The sequence below is a fragment of the Paraburkholderia fungorum genome (genome assembly GCF_046026025.1).
Lineage (GTDB): Bacteria > Pseudomonadota > Gammaproteobacteria > Burkholderiales > Burkholderiaceae > Paraburkholderia > Paraburkholderia fungorum_E.
Genome location: NZ_JAQQFL010000051.1, coordinates 20,048 through 41,294, shown reverse-complemented (window position 1 = coordinate 41,294; position 21,247 = coordinate 20,048). Strand labels below are relative to the sequence as shown.

At 56.8% G+C, this 21,247-nt stretch carries 19 protein-coding genes; 13 read left to right on the top strand and 6 right to left on the bottom strand.

The window, feature by feature from the left end; all coding sequences use genetic code 11:
- Positions 1-363: 363 nt before the first annotated feature.
- From PQR67_RS35740 to PQR67_RS35730, 3 genes are all read left to right on the top strand, one after another.
- Positions 364-1,539, top strand: coding sequence for a DNA cytosine methyltransferase (locus PQR67_RS35740; protein ID WP_408467504.1), 1,176 nt, complete (start codon positions 364-366; stop codon positions 1,537-1,539).
- 187 nt (positions 1,540-1,726) lie between these two features.
- Positions 1,727-2,821, top strand: a complete 1,095-nt coding sequence (locus PQR67_RS35735) for a GmrSD restriction endonuclease domain-containing protein (protein WP_408467503.1) — start codon at positions 1,727-1,729, stop codon at positions 2,819-2,821.
- A 1-nt stretch (position 2,822) separates the two neighbouring features.
- Entirely contained in the window at positions 2,823-3,449 is a 627-nt protein-coding gene (locus tag PQR67_RS35730; protein WP_408467502.1) for an MAE_28990/MAE_18760 family HEPN-like nuclease, read from the top strand.
- Here PQR67_RS35730 and PQR67_RS35725 read toward each other — a convergent pair.
- Complete coding sequence (locus tag PQR67_RS35725) at positions 3,431-3,850, bottom strand: very short patch repair endonuclease (protein WP_408467501.1); 420 nt, start codon at positions 3,848-3,850, stop codon at positions 3,431-3,433. The genes PQR67_RS35730 and PQR67_RS35725 overlap by 19 nt on opposite strands.
- Before the next feature lie 678 nt (positions 3,851-4,528).
- Between PQR67_RS35725 and PQR67_RS35720 the strand changes: the two genes are divergently transcribed.
- Complete coding sequence (locus PQR67_RS35720) at positions 4,529-5,872, top strand: PDDEXK-like family protein (RefSeq protein WP_408467500.1); 1,344 nt, start codon at positions 4,529-4,531, stop codon at positions 5,870-5,872.
- 100 nt (positions 5,873-5,972) lie between these two features.
- Here PQR67_RS35720 and PQR67_RS35715 read toward each other — a convergent pair whose 3' ends face one another.
- The 4 genes from PQR67_RS35715 to PQR67_RS35700 form a co-directional block, all read right to left on the bottom strand.
- Positions 5,973-6,548, bottom strand: coding sequence for a HEPN domain-containing protein (locus PQR67_RS35715; RefSeq protein WP_408467499.1), 576 nt, complete (start codon positions 6,546-6,548; stop codon positions 5,973-5,975).
- Between the two features lie 4 nt (positions 6,549-6,552).
- A complete protein-coding gene (locus tag PQR67_RS35710; protein ID WP_408467498.1) occupies positions 6,553-7,776 on the bottom strand; it encodes a GmrSD restriction endonuclease domain-containing protein in 1,224 nt (407 codons plus the stop codon).
- 325 nt (positions 7,777-8,101) lie between these two features.
- The gene (locus PQR67_RS35705; RefSeq protein ID WP_408467497.1) at positions 8,102-8,965 is read right to left on the bottom strand and encodes an ImmA/IrrE family metallo-endopeptidase; all 864 of its coding nucleotides are present in this window, start codon (positions 8,963-8,965) and stop codon (positions 8,102-8,104) included.
- A 5-nt stretch (positions 8,966-8,970) separates the two neighbouring features.
- Complete coding sequence (locus tag PQR67_RS35700; protein WP_408467496.1) at positions 8,971-9,294, bottom strand: helix-turn-helix domain-containing protein; 324 nt, start codon at positions 9,292-9,294, stop codon at positions 8,971-8,973.
- A 228-nt stretch (positions 9,295-9,522) separates the two neighbouring features.
- Between PQR67_RS35700 and mblB the strand changes: the two genes are divergently transcribed.
- The 9 genes from mblB to PQR67_RS35655 all read left to right on the top strand — a co-directional run bounded on the left by mblB (position 9,523) and on the right by PQR67_RS35655 (position 20,054).
- Positions 9,523-10,680 carry an anti-phage 6A-MBL system MBL-fold protein gene (gene mblB / locus PQR67_RS35695; RefSeq protein ID WP_408467495.1) on the top strand — a complete coding sequence of 386 codons (1,158 nt, stop codon included), beginning with the start codon at positions 9,523-9,525 and terminating at the stop codon, positions 10,678-10,680.
- 11 nt (positions 10,681-10,691) lie between these two features.
- Positions 10,692-12,926 carry an anti-phage 6A-MBL system cap2_3 protein gene (gene cap2-3 / locus PQR67_RS35690; protein ID WP_408467494.1) on the top strand — a complete coding sequence of 745 codons (2,235 nt, stop codon included), beginning with the start codon at positions 10,692-10,694 and terminating at the stop codon, positions 12,924-12,926.
- Positions 12,913-13,737, top strand: coding sequence for a hypothetical protein (locus PQR67_RS35685; RefSeq protein ID WP_408467493.1), 825 nt, complete (start codon positions 12,913-12,915; stop codon positions 13,735-13,737). The genes cap2-3 and PQR67_RS35685 overlap by 14 nt, the downstream gene beginning before the upstream one ends.
- Before the next feature lie 172 nt (positions 13,738-13,909).
- Positions 13,910-14,467 carry a hypothetical protein gene (locus PQR67_RS35680; protein WP_408467492.1) on the top strand — a complete coding sequence of 186 codons (558 nt, stop codon included), beginning with the start codon at positions 13,910-13,912 and terminating at the stop codon, positions 14,465-14,467.
- A gap of 142 nt (positions 14,468-14,609) precedes the next feature.
- Positions 14,610-15,248, top strand: coding sequence for an SEL1-like repeat protein (locus PQR67_RS35675; protein ID WP_408467491.1), 639 nt, complete (start codon positions 14,610-14,612; stop codon positions 15,246-15,248).
- Between the two features lie 207 nt (positions 15,249-15,455).
- On the top strand, positions 15,456-17,426 hold the full coding sequence (locus tag PQR67_RS35670; protein WP_408467490.1) for an ATP-dependent nuclease: 1,971 nt from the start codon (positions 15,456-15,458) through the stop codon (positions 17,424-17,426).
- The gene (locus PQR67_RS35665) at positions 17,423-19,312 is read left to right on the top strand and encodes a UvrD-helicase domain-containing protein (RefSeq protein WP_408467489.1); all 1,890 of its coding nucleotides are present in this window, start codon (positions 17,423-17,425) and stop codon (positions 19,310-19,312) included. Before PQR67_RS35670 ends, PQR67_RS35665 begins: the two co-directional genes overlap by 4 nt.
- 158 nt (positions 19,313-19,470) lie before the next feature.
- Entirely contained in the window at positions 19,471-19,764 is a 294-nt protein-coding gene (locus tag PQR67_RS35660; RefSeq protein ID WP_408467488.1) for a hypothetical protein, read from the top strand.
- 53 nt (positions 19,765-19,817) lie between these two features.
- Positions 19,818-20,054: a hypothetical protein gene (locus PQR67_RS35655; protein WP_408467509.1), complete on the top strand. Its 237-nt coding sequence runs from the start codon at positions 19,818-19,820 to the stop codon at positions 20,052-20,054.
- Positions 20,055-20,124: 70 nt separating this feature from the next.
- Here PQR67_RS35655 and PQR67_RS35650 read toward each other — a convergent pair whose 3' ends face one another.
- On the bottom strand, positions 20,125-21,042 hold the full coding sequence (locus PQR67_RS35650; RefSeq protein WP_408467487.1) for an H-NS family nucleoid-associated regulatory protein: 918 nt from the start codon (positions 21,040-21,042) through the stop codon (positions 20,125-20,127).
- Positions 21,043-21,247 lie beyond the last annotated feature (205 nt).

The following is a 21,247-nucleotide window of genomic DNA, read 5'->3' as shown; positions in this document are numbered from 1 at the left end:
GCCGGTCGGGGCGGCGTGTAGCCGCCCTTACGCGGGATTGGTGAGGTTCGCCGCAAGACCAGTACCTGTCAGTTAAAATGCGGGCCAGCGGGCGACCGTTATTCGCTTCGCATCTGGGTCCTCAATCCCCGTGTACTGTCAGCGTAGCTGTGTTTGCCAGCACTGGGCCTTGAGCCGCTAGGGCCGCCCAACGCCCGCGATGGCCGTCCGCTGATATAAAGCAACTTCAGCAGGAACTCGAGTATGCTTCAGGCTGAGCCAACGGCGCGTGCTTAGCGAGCGCGCGTGCATCAAGCCGGCATCCTCCTACGTGGTAATACGACATCTGCCTGCAAAGGCAGATGTCTACAACTTATCTAAGCAATGAAATTTGCAGGGCTCTTCGCCGGAATCGGTGGTTTCGAACTTGGACTGGGCCGCGCCGGGCACAGCACGGAGTTGCTGTGCGACGTGAATCCAGCGGCCGAGGCGGTGTTGAAGTGCCATTTTGACGGGATTGCATACCATTCCGACATCAAGAAGCTGAGGTCGCTCCCGTCTAGCGTGGATGCGATTTGCGCTGGATTTCCATGCCAAGACCTAAGTCAGGCAGGCCGCGGCGCGGGGCTGGACGGGGAAAAGTCTGGACTTATCTCGGAGGTGTTCCGTTTGCTGTCCCGGCGGAGAATACCTACGATTGTCATCGAAAACGTGCCGTTTATGCTTCAGTTGAGCGGTGGCTCGGCGATGCGGGCCATCGCTGAGGAGTTCGAGAGACGCGGGTACCGGTGGGCATATCGCGTAGTGGACACATTCTCTTTTGGACTGCCACAGCGGCGTGAGCGAGTTTTTTTTGTGGCATCGCGCGAGTTCGACCCCGCCAGTGTTCTCTTTGCTGATGAAAACAGGTTGGAACGACCCAAGAGTGCCGTCGGCGAAGTTGCACATGGATTTTATTGGACCGAGGGGCTGACAGGGCTCGGGTGGGCTGTCGACAGTATTCCCACATTGAAGAACGGCTCGACGATTGGCATCCCGTCCCCACCAGCCGTATTGCTCCCGAACGGGAAAATCGTGAAGCCGAGCATAGGCGACGCAGAGAGGTTGCAGGGATTTGCTCAGGGATGGACGGAACCGGCCGAACAGGTCGTTCGACGGTCGTTTCGCTGGAGCTTGGTGGGTAGTGCGGTTAGCGTTCCGGTCGCTCAATGGTTGGGGGAGCGGCTAATGGCCCCCGGAACCTACAGCAAGGACCTTGATAGCATTTTTCCTTCGGCCGGGAAAATTCCGCGCGCGGCGCGTTTCGACGGCAAACGCCGGCATACGGTATCGGCGGGAACAGACCCAATCGGCCGTCGACCAATACCGTTGGCGGATTTTTTGCTCGACGATGGAGACCAGCTTTCACTCAGAGCTGCGCACGGATTTTTAAGTCGCACTCGACGTGCCAAGCTTAAATTCGACGAGGCATTCATAGCGGCAGTCGAGAGGCATATCGTGCTTCTTGGCGGAGATGTTCCCGAACGGATACCAAGGCAAACAGTTCTGAAAGCTGCATAACGCGACAAGGTGCGAGCTTGGCATCGAGGGTGCGCCAGCTGCCTTTCCGTTCGATGAGTAGGGTGCATCACACTCGGGGCGATGGATGCATCCGCGGCGGGCGGCTGGACGCTCAAAGAGATACGTCGACGACCACGGTGTTGCGGGAACTGCACCGCGTAGACACAGCATAACGGGAACTTTGATTATGGCGACAACAGGACGTCAACTACGATTTGTAACCGATGAAGACAAAATCGCGGCCGAGGCACAGGTTCGTGAGCTTCAGACGGATGTAGATTACGAGACAAAGGAATATACGGTCGAGCTTATCGTGCAGAAGTATTTGGATGGCAAAGACGAGGACGCGAACGAACTGTTCGTTCCTACCTATCAGCGCGACTTCGTGTGGAGTACCGAACGGCAGAGCAAGTTCATCGAGTCGGTTATGTTGGGTCTACCAATACCTTACGTTTTCACGGCATCCTTGGAAAAAGATATCCATTCAGACGAAGGGCGAGTTGAAATCGTCGATGGCTCGCAGCGAGTTCGAACTCTTGCCGCTTTCGTAAGCGACGACTTGATTCTAGACGGATTGGAAAAACTCTCCCGTCTCAACGGTTTCCGTTTCACCGACATCGAACTGTCTCGTCAAAGGAAGTTCAAGCGCCGGCCCATACGTGTAATCGAGTTGTCCGAGAAGGCGACAGAAACCGTGAGGCGCGATATATTCGAGCGTATCAACACAGGTAGTGACGAGTTGAAAGCAATGGAGAAGCGGAAGGGTATCTACACCGGACCCTTCTACGATTTCATCGCAGAATGTGCTGCACTTCCTCTGTTTAATGAAGTGTGTCCGATTTCGTACCGCAAGCAGCGTCGAGAAGAGGCCGAGGAAATGGTGTTGCGCTACTTCGCTTATGCCGACCGGTATGAACAGTTCAACCATAGCGTACGAAGCTTCCTGGATGGCTATCTCAAGGAACATCAGACCAAATTTGACAGGGATGTGCTGTTCGGCCGCTTCACGTCGATGTTGAACTTCGTTCGCGATAACTTTCCGTTCGGCTTCCGAAAGTCGCCAAGCAATTCGTCCGTGCCGCGTGTCCGGTTTGAAGCAATCTCCGTGGGAGTGAGTTTGGCGCTACAAGCCAAACCCGACCTGACCGCATCAAAGCAGACCATTACTGACTGGTTGACGTCGAACGAATTCATGAACCATACGGTATCGGACGCGAGCAATTCGCGTCCCAAAGTGAAGGCTCGTATTGAATTTGTCCGAGACAAACTTTTGGGCGCATGAAATGCTTACGGTACGCGCTGACTTTGAAAAACGATGCGACGAAATCAAGGTCTATCTTGACTGGCTCGCCGAAATGGAAAAGAGTACCTGGGGCATCCCCGGCGGACTTCCGTCAACCATGAAAGCTGCCGCCATGCTGTTGCTGTATAACGTGGTCGAATCGACCATGACGAACGTCGTCGAGGCTGTATTCGACGAGTTACAGCAGCGAAAAGTATCGTTCGACCTGTTAAGCCCGGAGTTCAAGTCAGCTGTTCTTGGTAACGTGAAGAATTGTGCTGCAGACAAGTTGACACCAAAACTTGTTGCAATTACAACGGACATTATTAGCAGCAGTTTTGACAAGGCAAAGGTCTTCAACGGCAACGTGGACTCGAAGAAAATCCGTGACATCTTGAAAGATTTTGGCGTAAGAAAGACCCATGCCTATGATGAGGAACGCCTTCACGACATCATGGTCGCTCGAAACCGGCTTGCGCACGGTGCCGAATCGTTTGGTGACTACGGTAAGGACTTGACGGCTCCTCAGCTACTCGAAGATTACGAGCGCGTTAAGGGGCTGCTTACCTACGCTTTGAACGACTTTGAGTCGTACATCGGTCAGCGACATTATCTCGGCGTCACCTGAAGAACGCAGGCGATGCGCCGGACGCAGGCCGGAAGCTCCTTGCGCACTTCGTGCTCCCATAGGCGTATCACGCGCCAGCCAGCCTCTACAAGTTTGCCGTCGACTTCTTGGTCGCGCTCACGGTTTCGTTTTATCTTTTCATCCCAAAACTGAGCGTTGGTCTTTGGTTTCGTACCATGTATCGGGCATCCATGCCAAAAGCATCCGTCGACGAAGATTGCCACTTTTCGGTTGACGAAAACAATATCGGGTCGACCAGGTAGCTTGTTCGCTGTGCGAAGATGATAACGAAAGCCCGCGTTCCAGAGCGCCTTCCGTAACCTCAATTCAACGTCCGTACCTGCCTGGCGCACACGGCTCATGCGCACGCTGCGTTCGTCTGGGGTGAGGATGTCAGTCATATTGTGCGACCGCCTTCTTTCGTCACTACTTGGCAGTTATGCTAGCCGAGCGCGAATCTCTTGGACGTTTACTGTTGAGGCGCCGCTACGGGTTGGGGGCCAGTCATTGGAAAGTTGTCTCTGGGTTCGTTGGCGCGAGCGACTACAGGCTGAGTACGCTCTTTGCTGTGCGGCCACGTTACCTCGGCGCGTCGGGGTAGGCTCGCATCAGCGTGTGCTCGGTGACGTCTTCGCTGCGTGCGGCTGCATGGCCTCGGCGCCTCCACCTAAGTTCACTGCAGAACCTCAAGTATTTTGAGAGGCTGCCGAAATACTGGCGATATCGCGTAAGAAGACAGGAATCGTGCCGTCTATGCAGACAGTACTCGATGTCGCCGGATATGGGCTGGTTTGACTCGCATCGCGCATTCTGGCGCTCGGCAACCTGTTGGTCCGGGGGGCGTCATCATTCGACAGTTCTCAACGTCGCTTCAGCGGTTCTGGTTTAGTGCCGTGGCCACGCTACAACTCTCTGCGTGTCGTCGTTACAAGGGGCCGAACGGCCGCCTTCGGAGCAGCAAGGTGCTTGTTCGTGTGCACCGCGCATAAAAGTGCATTCGGCCGAAAGACTTCCGGAAACATATCGAGATTCTCCGGGCATCGCACCGGCTTTTTTCATGGGACAGTCTGGGGAAACTTATGCCAGTGAGAACACGTCGGGCCGCCGAGCCCGCTTACGATGTAGGACTGTTTCAACGATTCATCAGTGACCCCGACCTGGGGCAGGCCATTGAGGCCCTCAAGCGCGCTAACGACATATTCGACATCATCGAGCCACTGGAGACACAACATTCTCAGATTCTCCAGTGGCTGCTGAACCCCCGAGAAGGGCATGGTCAGGGCGATGCGATATTCAAGGACTTTCTGACTGCGGCATGGTCCAACTGCGAAGTGGGGGATGGTCCGAACGCTGAATTCTTTGCTTACTGGACGCCGGCACGCATCAGCCTGACGGGATTTCACTCGATTCTGCTGCTGCGAGAGTATCGAATCTCGGCTGATAGTCAACTCGACTTCTTCATCGTTGACCCGGTCAACGAGTTTGTCATCGTCGTTGAGAACAAGTACAGGGCCCAGCACGGCAACCAACAGCTCAGCCGGTATCGTCGCTCCGTAAAGCAACTCGTTGACCGTTATCCCAGCTTTCAGAATTTCCATGTTGCACTCATCGCGTTGGACAAGGGACGTTCTCGCCAGTTGCAATTGCGTGAGCTGTTGAAATATTGGGTGTATCTCGATTACACCTGGCTGGACGCAGGAGCGAGCCGCGCAGAAGCTCAGCTTCGTCGTGGCAATCAGTCCTCGAGCCTGCTCATCTCCTACTGCCAGCGTCAGTCGGACTATGAGTCGGGCCCCGAGAAGGAGGTCGACAACATTCTCTCGCGACTGACCCGCCTCTACCGTCCATTGCTTAAACCACTTGCTGAAGCCCTCAGCACCCCACTCGGCAAGGGCCAGGCCCTGACCCTGGGGGACCCGGCGAGTGACATCTGGCTGTTCGCAAATCACCACCCCGAACTGGTGGAGAGGCTTACGCGACTCAAGAACATGTCTTTCGTGACCGCAGAGTTCGAAGCAGCGACTAAGGGCGCGAAATTTGAGTACGAGACCTCGGACAACTGGGTCCAAATCTTCGACGAAACCTGGTGTCAATACGCGTTGACCGATGAAAACGATGTGGTCTGGTGGCCATTCTATTTACGCGTCCGGTTTGTTCCGCCCAATCTCTTGACGCAAGAGGAACTGGATGAAAGCCCGGAAAACCTGTACGCCGTGAGCATCGTGTACCGTGAACTGCTCCTGCGCAAGGACAAGTCCGAACGTATCCATGCCGCTATGGTCGAGGCGTTCCCGGAACTCGCGGGTGGGCGACAGAAGGCGAACGTGCGCAGGCTGATGAAGGAGTTCATCCGGGAGAGCAATCTTACTTTCGAATTGCAGCGCCGGTTTCGGCTGCTTTCCTCCGCGTTGCAAGGAGTCTAGCCACCAGAGACAGCGGCGCGTATCGGCTTGATGGCGCGCTCGGCATTCTGGACCAGCGATTCCCGCCTCCACTCACATTGCTCGAGTTTTGACCGATTGCTCAGATATCCCGTGAGTTAGGGGCTAGCAAGCCGTTTAAACAGGCCCGACGTACCTCGGATTCCAGTCCTGCAAGCATGGTAAGAAGACGCTCGATTTTTATCTTTTGCGAACGTCCATATAGCCGCCGTGTGGCTCGAGCGGCGCCTTTATGCGCGGAATCTCCCCGTGTCGAACCATAGCTGTTGAATTCGGACAGGAAACCTGGGTCAATGTCCACAAACGTCTTCTCGGAAAACCCGAATAGACCAAACATTGTCAGCAAATTGGATTCCTTCACTCCGTGATTGCTTGAAATAGCGTCTACATATCTACGTTCCGCTGCTTCTGCGTGACTTCGGCTAAATCGCGTACCTAGACGGAAGTTTCTTAGCTCTGCCACTAAACTTTCCCCTAGAATCTTTGCAAGGTCCTCTACAAAAGTTTCAACTTCTGCGTGGCACAGGAGAAGAAATGCTCTGATGTTGTCTTGTTGTTGCTGTTCTTCCGTTTCGTCATTTGGCGGCTGATTCGGAAGCAAAAACTCCAATTGGGCTATGCGCGCCTTGAGAGCAAGAAAGTAGGATGTGTACGCCATTAACTTAGCTCACGCGCAGCAGCGACCCGAAGCCTTGTTTGTCTAGCCCCAACTGTTCGATGATGGTATCCGACCAAATCAATAAGCGCCCGAATGTCGCTTGCGTGCTTTTAGTCGTCGTCTCCAAGAACCGCCGGAAATCGTCGTTCCCCTCGCAGAGTTCCTGGAAAGCTCCGATGACGACTTCCGGCTGGCTGAGTGCCGCTGCTCGCAAATCGGCATGAGACAAGGTGTAGGTCATACAATCGAACACTGCCCGGTTAAATCGCCGTTCAAATCCAGCACCCGTCCATTTGCGAAAAGCATTTTCGTCGAATATTTTGAAAGTTGCGTCGATGGCTTTCTCAAGCTGTGCGGCGGAAACGTGCACTTCTTCTTCCCGCTCGCCCCATTCCTTGTTCAGACGAAGAGTGGTCATGTCCAAGAACCGCTTCAGGTCGCCACTGTACTCACGAAGATAGAACTTGAGACCGATGTAGCGGATGAATAACTCCACGTCTCTCATTCTAAAATCAGGCTGACCATCCTTCCCCAAAAGTTGAATGAGAGCTCCGCTCTGCCCCGAAAAGCTGAACGCGAAATCAATAAAGGGACCCGGGTGGAGTACGTGACGTAGTTCCTGCGGCGACAGCGGTACGCTACCACTGTTCAATCGGTGGAAAATCAGATACAGAACTTCTTCGCGCTCCCAACCGCGAACGATTGTTGTTCGGATAGGCTGGTTTTCAAAGGCTGCCAAATCATCTAGGAATTTCGGGGAAGTCCGCAAATCCGCGAGCGTCTTCCCGTTGAGTTCGTCTCTCAATTCCAACCCTTTCAATCGTAGCGGTCTGTCTTCATCAAGGCCGAAACGCAGAAGTGCCAGCAACCGTTGCTTTCCATCAATCACGATGTACTTGCCGCGCGAGGTCTTGCTTTCCGCAAAGACCAACTGCGGAATAGGAAGCCCCAGAAAAAGAGATTCGATGAACCTACTTTTCCGCTCGTCGCTCCAAGCGTCGCGCCGCTGGAACACCGGGTCCAGGAGAATATTCCCTTTCTTCAATTGGCTGAGGATGGTCTCCGCAGTCCAATCTGTATCCCCGACGACAGTCGTGGCCAAGATGGACGCATCAAACTCCCGCAAATCCTCTTCGCTCTCCCCATCTTCGGGGGTAAACAGCTCCAAATCCTGAACATTATTCATCGCGAAATTTTCCGAGCGTTCGTGCTTAATCGAATCCATCATTTTGCAACATGCACCGCGCCCTGTCTGCAAGCAGTGAAGGACGATATTGCCACGGGCGGGCAGTTGCGGCCGATGCGGTGTATGCGGTTTGGACCCGCACAATCTCTCGAGTCGGGAACTGCAACAACCCAAAACTCCGTCGTAGGTTTCCACGGGAAACGGTCGAGGCTGTCAAGCCGGACGGGACTCAGTTCTTCCAAGGATTGCGGTACCTGCCGCCCTAGGTCCTAAGGGCGTTACCCCATCTGTGGCTGTCACATTGAGGCCGCCCATCGCAGGCTCATCCGACTCACGGGCGTCACTACATAAAGGACCTTTAATAGCGCTAGTCTCGTTCCCACGTTCGCTCTCGCGGCGCCCAGACGTCCGCCGCCTTCGGCAATACGAGTAGCGTTAAGGTGCAATCGTACTGCTCTGCCGACAACTTCATCTCTCGCAACCGCATGGCCTGCTCTGCGTGCGGGAACCAGGCTCTCCCAGCAATCGATAGTCCCTGTTTGTCGTGCAGGACTCGTGCATCGGCCGCCAACGTACTCCCGGGAATCTCGATGACCTTCTTGCGCGTTGGAAAGAAAGCGCCGGATTTGAACGCCGGTTCACTGGCGAACGACCAGTCCATAAAGCCGTCACGCGAAAGCACAACCACGGCCTTTTCATCAGTGTGGGAGAGCCACTGCAAAATTGCCGCAGTTAGAGAAACACCGTACCTGCCCGCACAGCGCCCCAGCAAGTTCAAGTCGACGTCGCCCGCAGCCTGCGACCGGAAGTCATGAAGAGGCATCAGTAGATACGAAGCGAACTTATCTGCTTCGGACTCGATGACCCTTTCGGTCGCAGACCATTCCAGCATATCGCGAGTTGTACATTCGAACGCGTCTTGTGCCGCACGGTGCAGAATGTAATGACCGAGTTCATGAGCTTGTGTGAACCGAATGCGCCCTTCGGACGACAGCGTGTCGTTATAGAGAATCCTCCACTCCGACTGGCCGGTGCGAAACAGCCCTCCCTCGAATCCCCTTATAGGGGCTGGTTCAATTCCTACGATGCGGTCCGCCAGATTGAAGAGTTCTCCACACTCCAGCGCGAGCTTCGCAACGTCGACGGGAAACCTCGCGTCTCCATGCGTCTGGTGAAAGAGGTCAAGGATTTGCGATAAGCGATTCGCTTCCTTCGCGGGAGACAGCTTCATAGGCCTTAAGGCTTGTCTTTGAATGTGTCGAGGATTCTGCGAAGTTGTTCTTTAGCGGTAGTGTCCAACTTCTGGTAGTTCCGGTAAAACGCTTCATCGAGGTGCCGCTCCTCCGGCTTTCGGACATCCTCCTCAATGAAATAGCTTGCGGCTACACCAAGAACGTCCGCCAACTGCGTCAATTTCTCGGCCGAGGGTCTCTGGGACTCCCGATTTTCAAGCTCCCATAGATAGCTCTTGCTCATATTGGCCATGTCAGCCAATTTTTCGAGCGTAAGACTCTTCTCTTTTCTCAATTCTCTCAATTTATCGCCGAGCCGGGTTGGCATGTCGAACTCCTGAACACAACTACACCGAGCATAGACTACCACGATTCCGAACTTTTTCGTTGACAATGGCGGAATACGGCTATAGATTGGCTGTAAGTTCGCTTTTCCGAACTTTTGATTCGCGACTTCCGAAAGTCGGCAGAAACAAAAATGGGGCGCGAGCGTATCGGGATGCCAACAAGCAACCCTTTGACAGACGCCATGCGGCGCAACTTTGGAAAGGCGAATATGACTCCGCAAATCACTTTTTACCCCGTCGGCAACGGCGACATGACGCTCATCAAACTGGAGAGTGGTCGGACTATCCTTATTGACGTGAACATTCGGCAGCCTGACGACAGCATCCGGGACGTTGCCAAAGACCTGCGCGACGCGCTGAAGACGGATGAGCAGGGTCGCCCGTACGTCGACGTGATGGTTCTGAGTCATCCTGACCAGGACCATTGCCGCGGCCTCGAAGAGCACTTTCACCTGGCCCCGCTCGCTGACTATTGCGATAAGGATGACCCGAAGAAAATCGTCATCCGCGAAATGTGGTCATCGCCGCTGATTTTCCGGCGTTCACACGCCAAGAATCACTGCCTGTGTGAAGACGCGAAGGCATGGAATCGGGAGGCCAAGCGCCGGGTCAAGCTCTATGAAAAGAGCGGTATTGACACGGACGGCGACCGCATTCTGATTCTCGGCGAAGACCAAAACGGGAAAACGGACACTCTCGGCGGAATTCTGGTGAAAGAGGGGGAATCCATCCAGCGCGTATGCGGCGCCCATCAGAACAACTTTAGCGCCTTGCTGCTAGCGCCGCTCCTCGCGGACGACGATGAGGAAGAAGAGGTGCTCAGCAAGAACGAGTCGAGCGTCATCATGAACTACTCGATTGGCGCGGGCGGTACACCGGAAGCAGTCAAATTCCTGTCAGGCGGCGACGCCGAAGTTGCGATTTGGGAGCGACAGTGGGCCCGACACAAGGAGGAGCTCGAAGCCCTTGAGTACAACCTGCTGTCGACACCGCACCATTGTTCGTGGCATTCGCTGTCCTACGACAGTTGGAGCGAGTGCGGACGCGATGCCGAAGTAAGTGAGGACGCACTATCGGCTTTGAGCCAAGCGCTGCTGGGTGCGACCATTGTCGCCAGTTCAAATATTATCAAGGACGATGACGTCGACCCGCCCTGCATTCGCGCGAAGGAAGAGTACGTGGCGATTGCAAAGGGCGCGAAGGGGGAATTCTGGAACACCTCGGCGTACCTGTCAGAAGACAATCCGGAGCCCCTGACCTTCGAGGTATCGGAGGGCGGCCTTAAGCGGGTCAAGAAGCAGTCTGCCAACGCCGCAAAAGTCGCGGCGGTCGGTGGTCTTGGCGCCGAGCCGTTGGCGCATGGTTAAGGAGGCGAAGCGTGCCGCTGACCATGGCAATCGACGACGCATTGACGGTACTGCGCGCGCACCCGTCAGTCAGTGACGTTCGAGTGGAGGAAGCGGCGGACGGCATGGTCGTCGTCACCGCCGACTTCGACACCAATCTGCCGTCGACTTGGCGGGCCATTGGCGCGAGTCCGACGGGCGTTCGCCCAGTTGAAACCGTGGAGTTCCGCTTCCCTGCGGAGTATCCCCGGCGCGCGCCGCATCCCACCCTGCGGCCTGATTTCAACGCTACGCTGCCGCATATCAATCCGCATCGCCGCGGCGACCGGGTGCCACCGTGCCTTGTTTTCGGAAGCACGCTCGATGTGTTGCACAGCGAGGGCGTCGGCCGCTTGTTCGGCCAGATGGCTGTATGGCTCGAGAAAGCTGCAGAAAACAAACTTATTGATTACGGGCAAGGCTGGGAGCCGACGCGGCGAGACAACTGCCAGGATATGCTGGAAATCGACGTCGACGCGTTGGTCACGGACCAGCATTTGTTCGGAAACGCAAAGTTGTACCGGGTCTCGACGGTCTGGTCCATGGCAGTTCGCGGGTCGTATGGATGGAATCAACGTACGGCACGGCCGACCCTGGATAAGGGCGAATTGTTGAAGCTCTATCGCAATGTACGTTCGGAGGACGACCTGCGATTCGGCGAAACGGTGCTGGCGATTTGCTGGCCGGGTATCGGCGGCGATGGAGCGCCGCCGGCGATTGGCCACTACCAGCCCGACACGGTTCAGACACTCAGCGACATAAAACGACGAGCTGATGAGGTTGGTTGCGCACAGGCGTTCGAACGCTTCACGGCGAACCTCGATGCGGTCGCGCGACAGCTTAAAGGGCCTGTTGCGCTGCCGGTGTACGTTGTGCTCGCAATTCGACGGCCTGCCCATCTAATCGGTCTGGCGACTGAATATGAACTCTTGGCTTACAGGTTTGACTTGCGGGTGCCGGAGGCGCTCCGCTCACCCGACGCCATTCCGGTTGCGCCGGTGCTCTTCACCACGCCGTTGTCAGTGGGCCTTCTGCGACGCACGTCTGGTCTCGGTGACGCCGTGCCGACGGTCGACTTCGGCTTTGTCGGGTGTGGCAGTCTCGGCTCCAAGGTAGCGCTGCATATCGCTCGCGCGGGCGTCCAGCCCAAACTGCTAGTCGACCATGACCGCTTCTCGCCGCACAACGCGGCGCGGCACGCCTTATTCCCAGCACAACTCAATTCGGTGGTAAGCAAGAGCAGGCAGTTGGCGTCGGTTCTCGCTCCTTTCTCTGGCGGACGCAAGCCAGCCGTATTCGAAGGTGACGTTATGGTGATGCCTTTCGCCGACAAGTCATTCAACGAATTCTTCGACAGTAGTAGGTCTGTACTTGTGAACACCACCGGCTCACCGTCCGTGCGCCACTTTCTCGCTCACGCTCCATTCGGAGCGCGAGTCATGGAAGCATGCGCTCTAAACCTCGGCGAAGTGGGATTGTTGACCGTCGAAGGCGCCGGCAGGAACCCGACCACTGCCGACCTTGTCGTCTACGCGTACGAGCGAATGCGTCGGGAAGGAATTCTCCGAGCGCCCCAGAGTGAGCACAAGAGTGTGGTCGGAGTTGGTGTCGGATGCAACTCGGTCACCCTTCCGATGACGGACGCGCGAATCTCGCTAATTGCCGCTGGCGCAGGGCAGTTCGCGTTGAATTTGCAGCGCGACGGACTCTCCGAACACGGAACGATATCGCTTGCGCAGGTATCGACGGACGGTATGTCGGTTGCATGGAGCGGCGAGGATATAGCCGCAACGCATGTTGTGCCGGTGAGCGACAAGGCGGGATGGACTGTCCGGGTTCTTGGCCCGGCACATCGCAAGATATGTGCTGATGTCGCCAACTATCCGACGGTCGAAACCGGCGGCGTAGTTGTCGGTCGCGTATCACCGACACTTCGCGAAATCACGATTGCTGATGTCCTCGATGCCCCGCCAGACAGCAGACGCTCGGCGGGCACCTTCGTCCTCGGCACTGAAGGTCTGACGGAACGGATTGCAGCATACGACGAGTCTGGGCGGCGCGTCTTGTGGTGTTTGGGTACCTGGCATAGTCATCTGCAGCCTGCTGGTCCCTCAGCGACCGACGTGGCAACCGCGAATCGACTCGAGGGAACCCTGGCCGGCGCCGTTGTCTTGCTTATCCGCCGACCAGATGGTTATTCGGCACTCGTGCGAGATGGCCACCAGTAAGGAAAACATCATGCTCTTCGGTGGACAGATATTATTTGATGCGTACGACCGGAAGGCGCGACTCGCTCCAGCTTTGCTTGCGGTGGCGCCTTTGCTCACAGCGGCGGTGCTGAGTTTCGACAATGTCACCCTGTTGGGGCGACTCGCGACGCTCCTCATCGCAATTGGAGGCTTATGGCTGTTAGCTGATATGAGCCGGGGACTCGGAAGGGCGAAGGAGCGTAAGCTGTTCGCTCGGTGGGGCGGGATGCCAAGCTTGCAGTTGATACGACACTCCGACCCGCTCCTTGACGCGCATACGAAGGCTCGGTACCACGCCTGCTTGCAGTCAAAGGCGAAGGTGAAGTTTCCGAGTGCCTCGGAGGAGGCGGCAGACCCGATAGACGCCGATGAGAGATATAGCTCTGCGCTGAAATGGCTCCTGCAACATACGCGTGACAAGAAACGATTTCCGTTGCTGTCGGCTGAGAACGCAACCTATGGCTTCCGGCGCAACGGCTACGGTGTGCGCTGGATTGGTTTTACGATATGCGTTGCTGCAGCATCGTGGTCGTTGGGCGCTGCAGCATTGCATGCGGACGTATCAGTTCTTTTGTCGCTGGTCGAGCCGAGAACGGCGATTCAACTTGTTTTGTGCCTTGTCTTCGCTCTGGTCTGGCTGGTGTATTTCCGCGAGCCGATGGTTCGTGACGCTGCCTTCACTTATGCGCACGAGTTGCTTCGCTGTTGCGAAGTCATTGCGGCGCCGAGTAGCAGCCGCAGGCCCAAGGGCGATAGCGGTGCGCCGATTCGCGTCGTTAAGTCAGAGTAGCGACAACTATTCCGATGTGGCTGTCGCAAGTCGACGCGCGCCGTGAACTCCCGATAACCAAGTTGTACTGGCGCCCGATGGCATCAATTTCGAGGCGCTGCGTGCGCGACCCTATTGATTTTGACGCGTAGCACTTCGTTTGTTCGCCAACCATCTTCTGCGGAGCCCTTCAATGCAATCGTTCATTCCTTTGTTGAATCTCGCCAAGGTATATCTCTCGAGTGCTTGGATTCAAGCAGTCGTTGCCATTTTTGTTCTCAGCCAACTCGCGCTTCAAATCAACAAGACCCATCGGGTTTTGCGCAATTCGGCCCGTAGTTGGGCCAAGACCGGAAAGGCAGTGTGGAACGCGACCAAGCGCGTTGAAGCCTCTTTGAACCGTATGATGGGTTACAGGGAGGACCGCCCTCCGCGTCCGCTTATTGATGCGACAATCTTGGCGGGTGACGTAATGGTCTACTGGCTTTTTTCCGGATATTTATTCACGCTTGGCTCCGTTCTAATACTTCTTGTTATCGCGAAGCAAAGTCACGACCTTAGGCTGATACTGACCGCCTTGATGGGCACGCTGGTCCTCTACGTCTGTGCCGCGATTTATCGCAATTTGGGAGCACAGAGGGCGCGTAGGCTTTCTGCGCTATTCAAACACAACGCCGACAATCGACGTCGCCAGTTCGCCATGGCAGCGAGCATCGCCGCATTTATTTTTGGTCTGCTGAGCGTTATCTAAGTCGCGTGGCCATACATCCCGAAACGTTGAGGAAAAGATACTCTGGTGGCTGTCAAGTGAAGGTTGCTCTGCGGACCGTCGAAGTAATAGCTACGGTGAGGTATCATCGTTCTCATCACTCACCAAAGGACGCCCAAACCTGATGTCCGTAGATTCCAGCTGGTTTAGCCAGATTGAACACGAATGGGCACAACTTCGCCAAGGCGACCCTTCACTCGACGTGGAGAGGTTCTTCCGGCACGTTGTGTCGGCAAACAAGGTTGGCTTTCTTTCACTTGAATCCATCGCGGCCATTGCGAATGGCCTGCTCACCAGCCCGCTGCCGGGCGCACCTTATCTCGGCCGGCGGCTGCTTGAGCGGGTTGGCCCTGACCGTCATCCGTCGCTTCGGGTCGCGCTTGCACTGTCTCTCGTCACAGAGACAGGCGGGCCTGCGGACTACGAGGGAGGGCATGTCATTCTGGGCGACGTGCTGAAGGACGATACGGCGAGCGAGCCGCTGCGCGGAATGGCGGCAGCGGCTCTCGCGGACAGTGCGCGGCTTGGTCGCGGCATGGACCCCGACCTCGATATGGCCAAGGACATGTATGCCACGGCACTGGAGCTCGGACACCGGTCGGCCGCGTACAACCTTGGTTTGTACTGGGAGGGGCACTGGGACAGAAGTGCTCCCGGCGACATCGTCCCAGACAGCACAAAGGCGGTACAGGCCTACAAGCGTGGTGGTTCGCACGCAAAATGCGCCGCCCGTCTGGACGCATTGCGGACCCGCGCGAGGTAAGCCACTCCAATCGCGCGTGCCGACGCAACAAAAAGCGAGCTCTGAGTGCTTGCTTACACAGTCGATTACGCAGCCATGGCTTCGCGAGGCTCGTCAGATATTCGTTGACACGGATTGCAGCCCCCGATTCGCTTCCGGCGGCGCAAGCGCCGTGCGCTGCATTAAAGTAGACGTCTCTTAGAAATCAACAATGTGCAGGGAGACGAAGTGTATCTAAAACGCATAAGCGGAGAGAACTTTCGTGTTTTCGGCCCGAAAGATAAAGTGGCGCACCTCGACCTTGAGTTCGCTCCTGGCCTGAATGTGCTGGTGGGCGAAAACGATACGGGCAAGACCTCGGTCATTGACGCCATTCGGCATATCTTGCTGACAACCAGCTACGAGTTTCTCAGAATTCAGGAACAGGATTTCCACGTCGAAGGCAGTTCGCGGGCAAATACGCTCTGGTTGCAGGCAGAATTCCGCGACTTGAGCAAGGAGCAACGCGCGACGGTACTTGAGTGGCTCACCTATCCCGACGATGGCGGCGACCCATATTTGGTCGTGCACGTCACAGCGAAAATCGGGAAGCCGATTGGCCGCAACCGAGGCAGCGTAATCACGTCCTTCATGTCGGGCGAAGGTGGCTCCGGCATTGAAATCGGGAGTGCGGTACGCGACCTGATTCGGGCAACGTATCTCCGGCCACTGCGCGACGCCGAAGCGGAGCTACGAGCCGGGCGCCAGTCGCGCCTCTCCCAGATACTTCAGGCGCACAAAAAGATTGATGGCCAGGATATCGACGACTTCGACCGAGACGACCCATCCAAGGTGCCGGCCACCCTCGTCGGCTTCATGCAGCAGGCACAGCACCGAATCTCATCGAGCGAGGTCATCAAAGCCGTCCAGGAGGAAGTGAACGACAAGCACCTGGCGCGTGTCTCGTTTTCAGGCGACCAGCTCTCCTCACGCATCGGCATCTCATCGAAAATGTCGCTGCTCCAGATACTCGAGAAACTGGAGCTATCGCTCCTGCCACCTTCCAGCGTTTCCGAGCTTGAGCAATGCGCCCGCGGCCTTGGCTACAACAACGTCCTCTTTATGTCGGCAGAGCTGGTCCTGTTAAGCGAGGGAGAAGAACTGGCGCTGCTTCTCATCGAAGAGCCGGAAGCCCACATTCATCCGCAGTTGCAGGGCCGCGTGCTCGACTTGTTCAGAGAGCACGCAGAGAGGAAGGAGCACCCTGTCCAGGTTCTCATAAGCACGCACAGTCCGACACTTGCATCCGCAGCTCCTGTCGAGAGCACTATTCTGATGGTGAAAGGCAAGCCCTATCCGCTCCGAAAGGGGCTGACCAAGCTCAAGGACGAGGACTATGCCTACCTGCAGCGCTTTCTGGATGCGACGAAAGCGAACCTGTTTTTCGCCCGCTCTGTCGTCATTGTCGAAGGGCCGGCTGAGGCAATCCTGCTTCCCACACTTGCTACCCAATGCGGACTGTCGTTCTCCGAATATGGGGTCTCAATCGTGAACGTCGGAACGGTTGGCCTGTTCCGGTACGCACGAATCCTTCAACGCGAGAACGGCGATGTGCTTCCACTACCAGTTGCGTGCATCACCGACCGTGACATTGTCCCGAATCACATCGACTACGTGGAGCGGCCGGCTAACAAGAAGCGCTTTGAGGACCAGTTCACCGCTGCGCAGAAGGAAGAACACGTCAGTCGGAAAGAAAAGCGTGCCGAGGGAGGGTCAACCAAGGTTTTCGTTTCCGACGGCTGGACTCTCGAATACGACATTGCGCACTCCGGGTGTGCGAGACTGATGCACGATGCCGTCGCTCTGTCTGTGAAAGCGGGCGACGACGGCTACCTGAGCGCAGCCGAGATTGAAGCTGAACTGAAACTCGCCACCGACAGATGGGGCAAATACACGACCAGTAAGACCGCCTCGCACCTCATAGCAGCAGACATCTACAAACCGCTTTCAGAGAAAGACGCGTCTAAAGTTGTGACAGCTCAGTTCTGCGCCTACCTACTCAAGACGGGCAAGTACGGTAAGGGGAAGGCGCTGCAGGATTCGCTCCCGGCATACCTGAAGAAGGCCCTGCTGTACGTGACGAGTGAACGGCTTACTGCGGCCCCGCCGCCGGCACCTGCGGGGCCAGCGGCGCCCGCTGCGGCAGCGACTGCAAAATGAGCGTGCCATCAGTAGCCCAGGCGGACATCGACGAGCTGCAACTCGAATATCCAACGCTCGACTTTGCGCACCCCGAACGCCGGGCGGTTTTGTCCGCGTGCGGCACCGTCGATGTCCAGGCGGCGCCCGGCAGCGGCAAGACAACGCTCCTTGCGGCGAAGCTGTCGATACTGGCAAGGAGGTGGTCGTATGAGAAGCGCGGCATCTGCGTCCTCTCGCATACGAACGTTGCGCGGGACGAAATCGAAGCCCGACTTCAGGAAAGTCGCTTCGGCTCTCGGCTGTTCACCCATCCTCATTTCATTGGCACCATTCAGTCGTTCATTCACACGTTCATCTCGCTCCCGCTACTGAGAAGCTCGGGAATCCGGGTCCGAGTCATAGATGACGATGAACATGCCCGCATCTCCCACCGTCGCGTCGAATCCAATTGGATGTTGCGAGCTCTCGCTAAGGCGAAGCCGCACGACTATGCTCCGGCACTGGTGACGTTACGCTATGAGGGGCCGTCACTGGAACTGTCGTGCGCGAAAGGCAAATTGCCGGGCTTATCTGCCAAAAGCTACCCGGACATCAAGGACCTCAAGGCCGGTCTGTTGACAGATGGCATTTTCCGGTACGACGACATGTTCGCTTTCGCGCAACATGCATTTGCTAACTTTCCGGCCCTCGGCGAGGCTTTGCGCCATCGCTTTCCAATAGTGTTCATCGACGAGATGCAGGACACAAGCGATGCACAGGTTGAGTTGCTGCGAAACGCGATGGGTAGCGATTGCATCTGTCAGCGATTCGGCGACGTGAACCAGCGTATTCTGAGAGCTGGCGATGAGACAGCTGCGGCTTTCCCGACTGGCTCGCCGCTCCCAATCTCGACGAGCAAGCGATTCGGGGCGCCCATTGCATCCGTCGCGAACAGCCTCCGGGTATTCGGCCCGGAAATTGTGGGCGACAACCCCGAGAGCAACATTCCGATATCGCTCTTTACTTTCACGGACGAGAGCGTAAAGAAGGTGATACCCACCTTTCTGGACAGTGCAAGGCAACTGGTTCCGGCGGACGAGATTGCCAAGTACGGAGTGAAGGCCGTTTGCGCACGGAAGGAACCGGTCACGGCCAAGGGATGCGGTCGGTTCCTAGGTGACTATGCGGCCGCCGGAGCATATCGAACCACATCCACGTTGGAACGACTTACGAATCTGCATAGCGCGCTGCAGGCGGCTTCTGTCGCCCGCGCAGAGTCGCGAAATCTCGCGAACGCCGTTAATGGAATGCGGACAGCCATCCTGTCTCTGCTGCAAGACCTTCAATGGCCAGCAGTGGATGGCGTCAAGTCCTGGCGCCAACTCGCAATCGACGGTGACGCTCGTGTTGTCCAGAAGGCAAATTCGATTTGCGAGATGCTCCTTCGAACACCGGTTTCATGCGACACAGCAAGCGCTTGGGAGGCCGTGCTCCACTCCCTCGCGGTTGAGCTTACTGCGCTCATCGAGCGTCCCGTCGACGCCGCTGAACTGCTCTGTCATGCCGTCGCCGTCTTTACCGGGCCAGTGGCGCCTGCTGCTTCGACGTCAAGCGGTGCGCCTGCTGGCGACATTGAGGTCGCGACGATAGCATCTGTCAAAGGTGAGACGCACGCGGCGACCCTTGTACTCCAGTCGTTCTTCAACAAGCGATACGACATACCCGACGTGCTTCCATTTCTGTGCGGGACCGAATCGAGCCTTGGCGTGAAAGATGCGCAAATACTCAAGTCATTGCATAACCTCTTTGTCGCAGCGACCCGTCCACGGCATTACCTTGCATTTGCCATTCAGAGCAGCCGCCTTCCCGATGACAAACGAAGTCAGCTGGCGGACCGAGGGTGGTCAATCATAGACGTGACGTGATGCGGAGACCTTGTGCCGACCTTTGATTCGCGGGACGCCTCCTGGAGTAATCCCATGTTACGAATCTCGCACCGCCGTTTCACATGTGTCCGACATCGCTCCTTACACTCCGAGCCGTAGTCACTGACATTGCACTCAATGTGTGAGGAGTAGCGAAGATGAACAAGAAAATTCTCGGCGCAGCGCTCGGTCTGGCGGTACTCGCAGCATCAACGGCAGCATCGGCACACGTCGACGTCGCCATTGGATTAGGCATTCCCGGGGCTGTGTATGCGCCCGCAGAACCGGTGTACGCACCGCCACCTCCCGTCGTGTATGCTCCCGCACCGGTCGCCGTCGCGTACGGCGGTGACGACGACTGGCGAGCCCGTGAATGGCGCGAACGCCGCGAGTGGCGTGAACGTGAATGGCGCCGCCAGGAATGGCGTGAGCACGAGTGGCGCGGGTATTGAAACGACACCGGACGGCGCCACGTCCGAAAAATTCAACCTCTGAGTATTTTCAAATGAACGCAAGCTTGATAAGAACCGCCTTGATTGCAACGGCGCTGGCTTTCGCAACAGCCGGCACGGCAAATGCCGCGGGCTGTCTCAAAGGCGCAGCGGTAGGCGGGGTCGCTGGGCATTACGCGGGGCACCACGCAGTCATCGGTGCGGTCGGAGGTTGCATGGTCGGTAGGCACGTTGCTAAGCAGCAAGCTCAACAGCAGGCCGCGCAGCGCCAGGCAACACAGGCGCAATAAGACATCGTCGGCTCGGTGTACCCGGTGAAACCAGAAGAATGCTGGTCCACCGGGCACCTGACAACTACGTTTAGGTCGTCAACTCGGCGCTCGGCTCGACTGTGGCCACCGAAGCGGGCACAGCTACGCTCTTGCGCAGCGCATTTTTCGTCGGTGCCTTCTTAGTCGGAACCTTCGCGCTCACGGCCTTCTTGGCAGCGGTCTTCTTCGCAACAGCCTTCTTGACCGCCGGTTTCGCATCGCCCACCGCCGCAGCGCCGCCAATCAAAAACTTGGACCGGTCTTTGGCTCCAGCAAGCCAAGCCGGCGCGCGCCCGCGACCGCTCCATGTCGCCCCGCTCTTAGGGTCAAGGTACATCGCCGGCTGCGGACCTTTGTGTTGGCTCTTACTACCGGTCGCGCCAACAGCTTTCGATGTCTTCTTGACCGCAGCCTTCGCCTTGCTCACAGCACCCGTGGTCGTCGCAGCAGTCGCTTCAGCGGCACCTGCAATCAAAAACTTGGTCCTATCCTTTGCACCTGCAATCCACGCCGGTGCGCGTCCGCGCCCGCTCCACGTTGCGCCCGACTTTGGGTCCTGGTACATCGCAGGCTGCGGGCCACGGACATAGTTGCCAGCAGCCTTCGCTTTGCTAACAGACGCCGGTTTCGTTGTCGCCGTATCTCCCACAACCAGGAATCTGTCTCGGTTCTTCGCGCTTGCAATCCACTGGGGAGCGCGGCCCTGTCCGGTCCAAGTCGCGCCACTTTTTGGGTCGCGATACTTGGCCGCAACAACACCGCTCTTGCCGACAGACTTCGCTCCGACCTTCTTCGTACGTTGCGTGCCGCCAGCTTGCACATCAATGTCCGCCGCCGTCAGGCCGTGCTTTGCCATCAACTCATGAATGGTTTTCAAGACCTTTGCGGTTTCTTTTGTCGCCAACGCGTCGGCCTGTGCTTGCAGCTTCTTCATTCGCGCAGTGATTGCTTCCAAAGTCGTTGCCATAAAGTGGCCTCCTCATAAATGTGGTCGCAATATGCCACGAACGAAAGGAAAAAGGCTAAACCTACGCCAGCACGTGCGCGCAGGCGTGGCGCAACCTGCTCGTGGCAGGGGTGAACGAAGCGCTGTGGCATAAGCTCTTTACGCTGTGCCCGGGTGACAACCGGTGGACGCCAGACGAGTACGGCGATTCGAGCTAGCGCGCAGC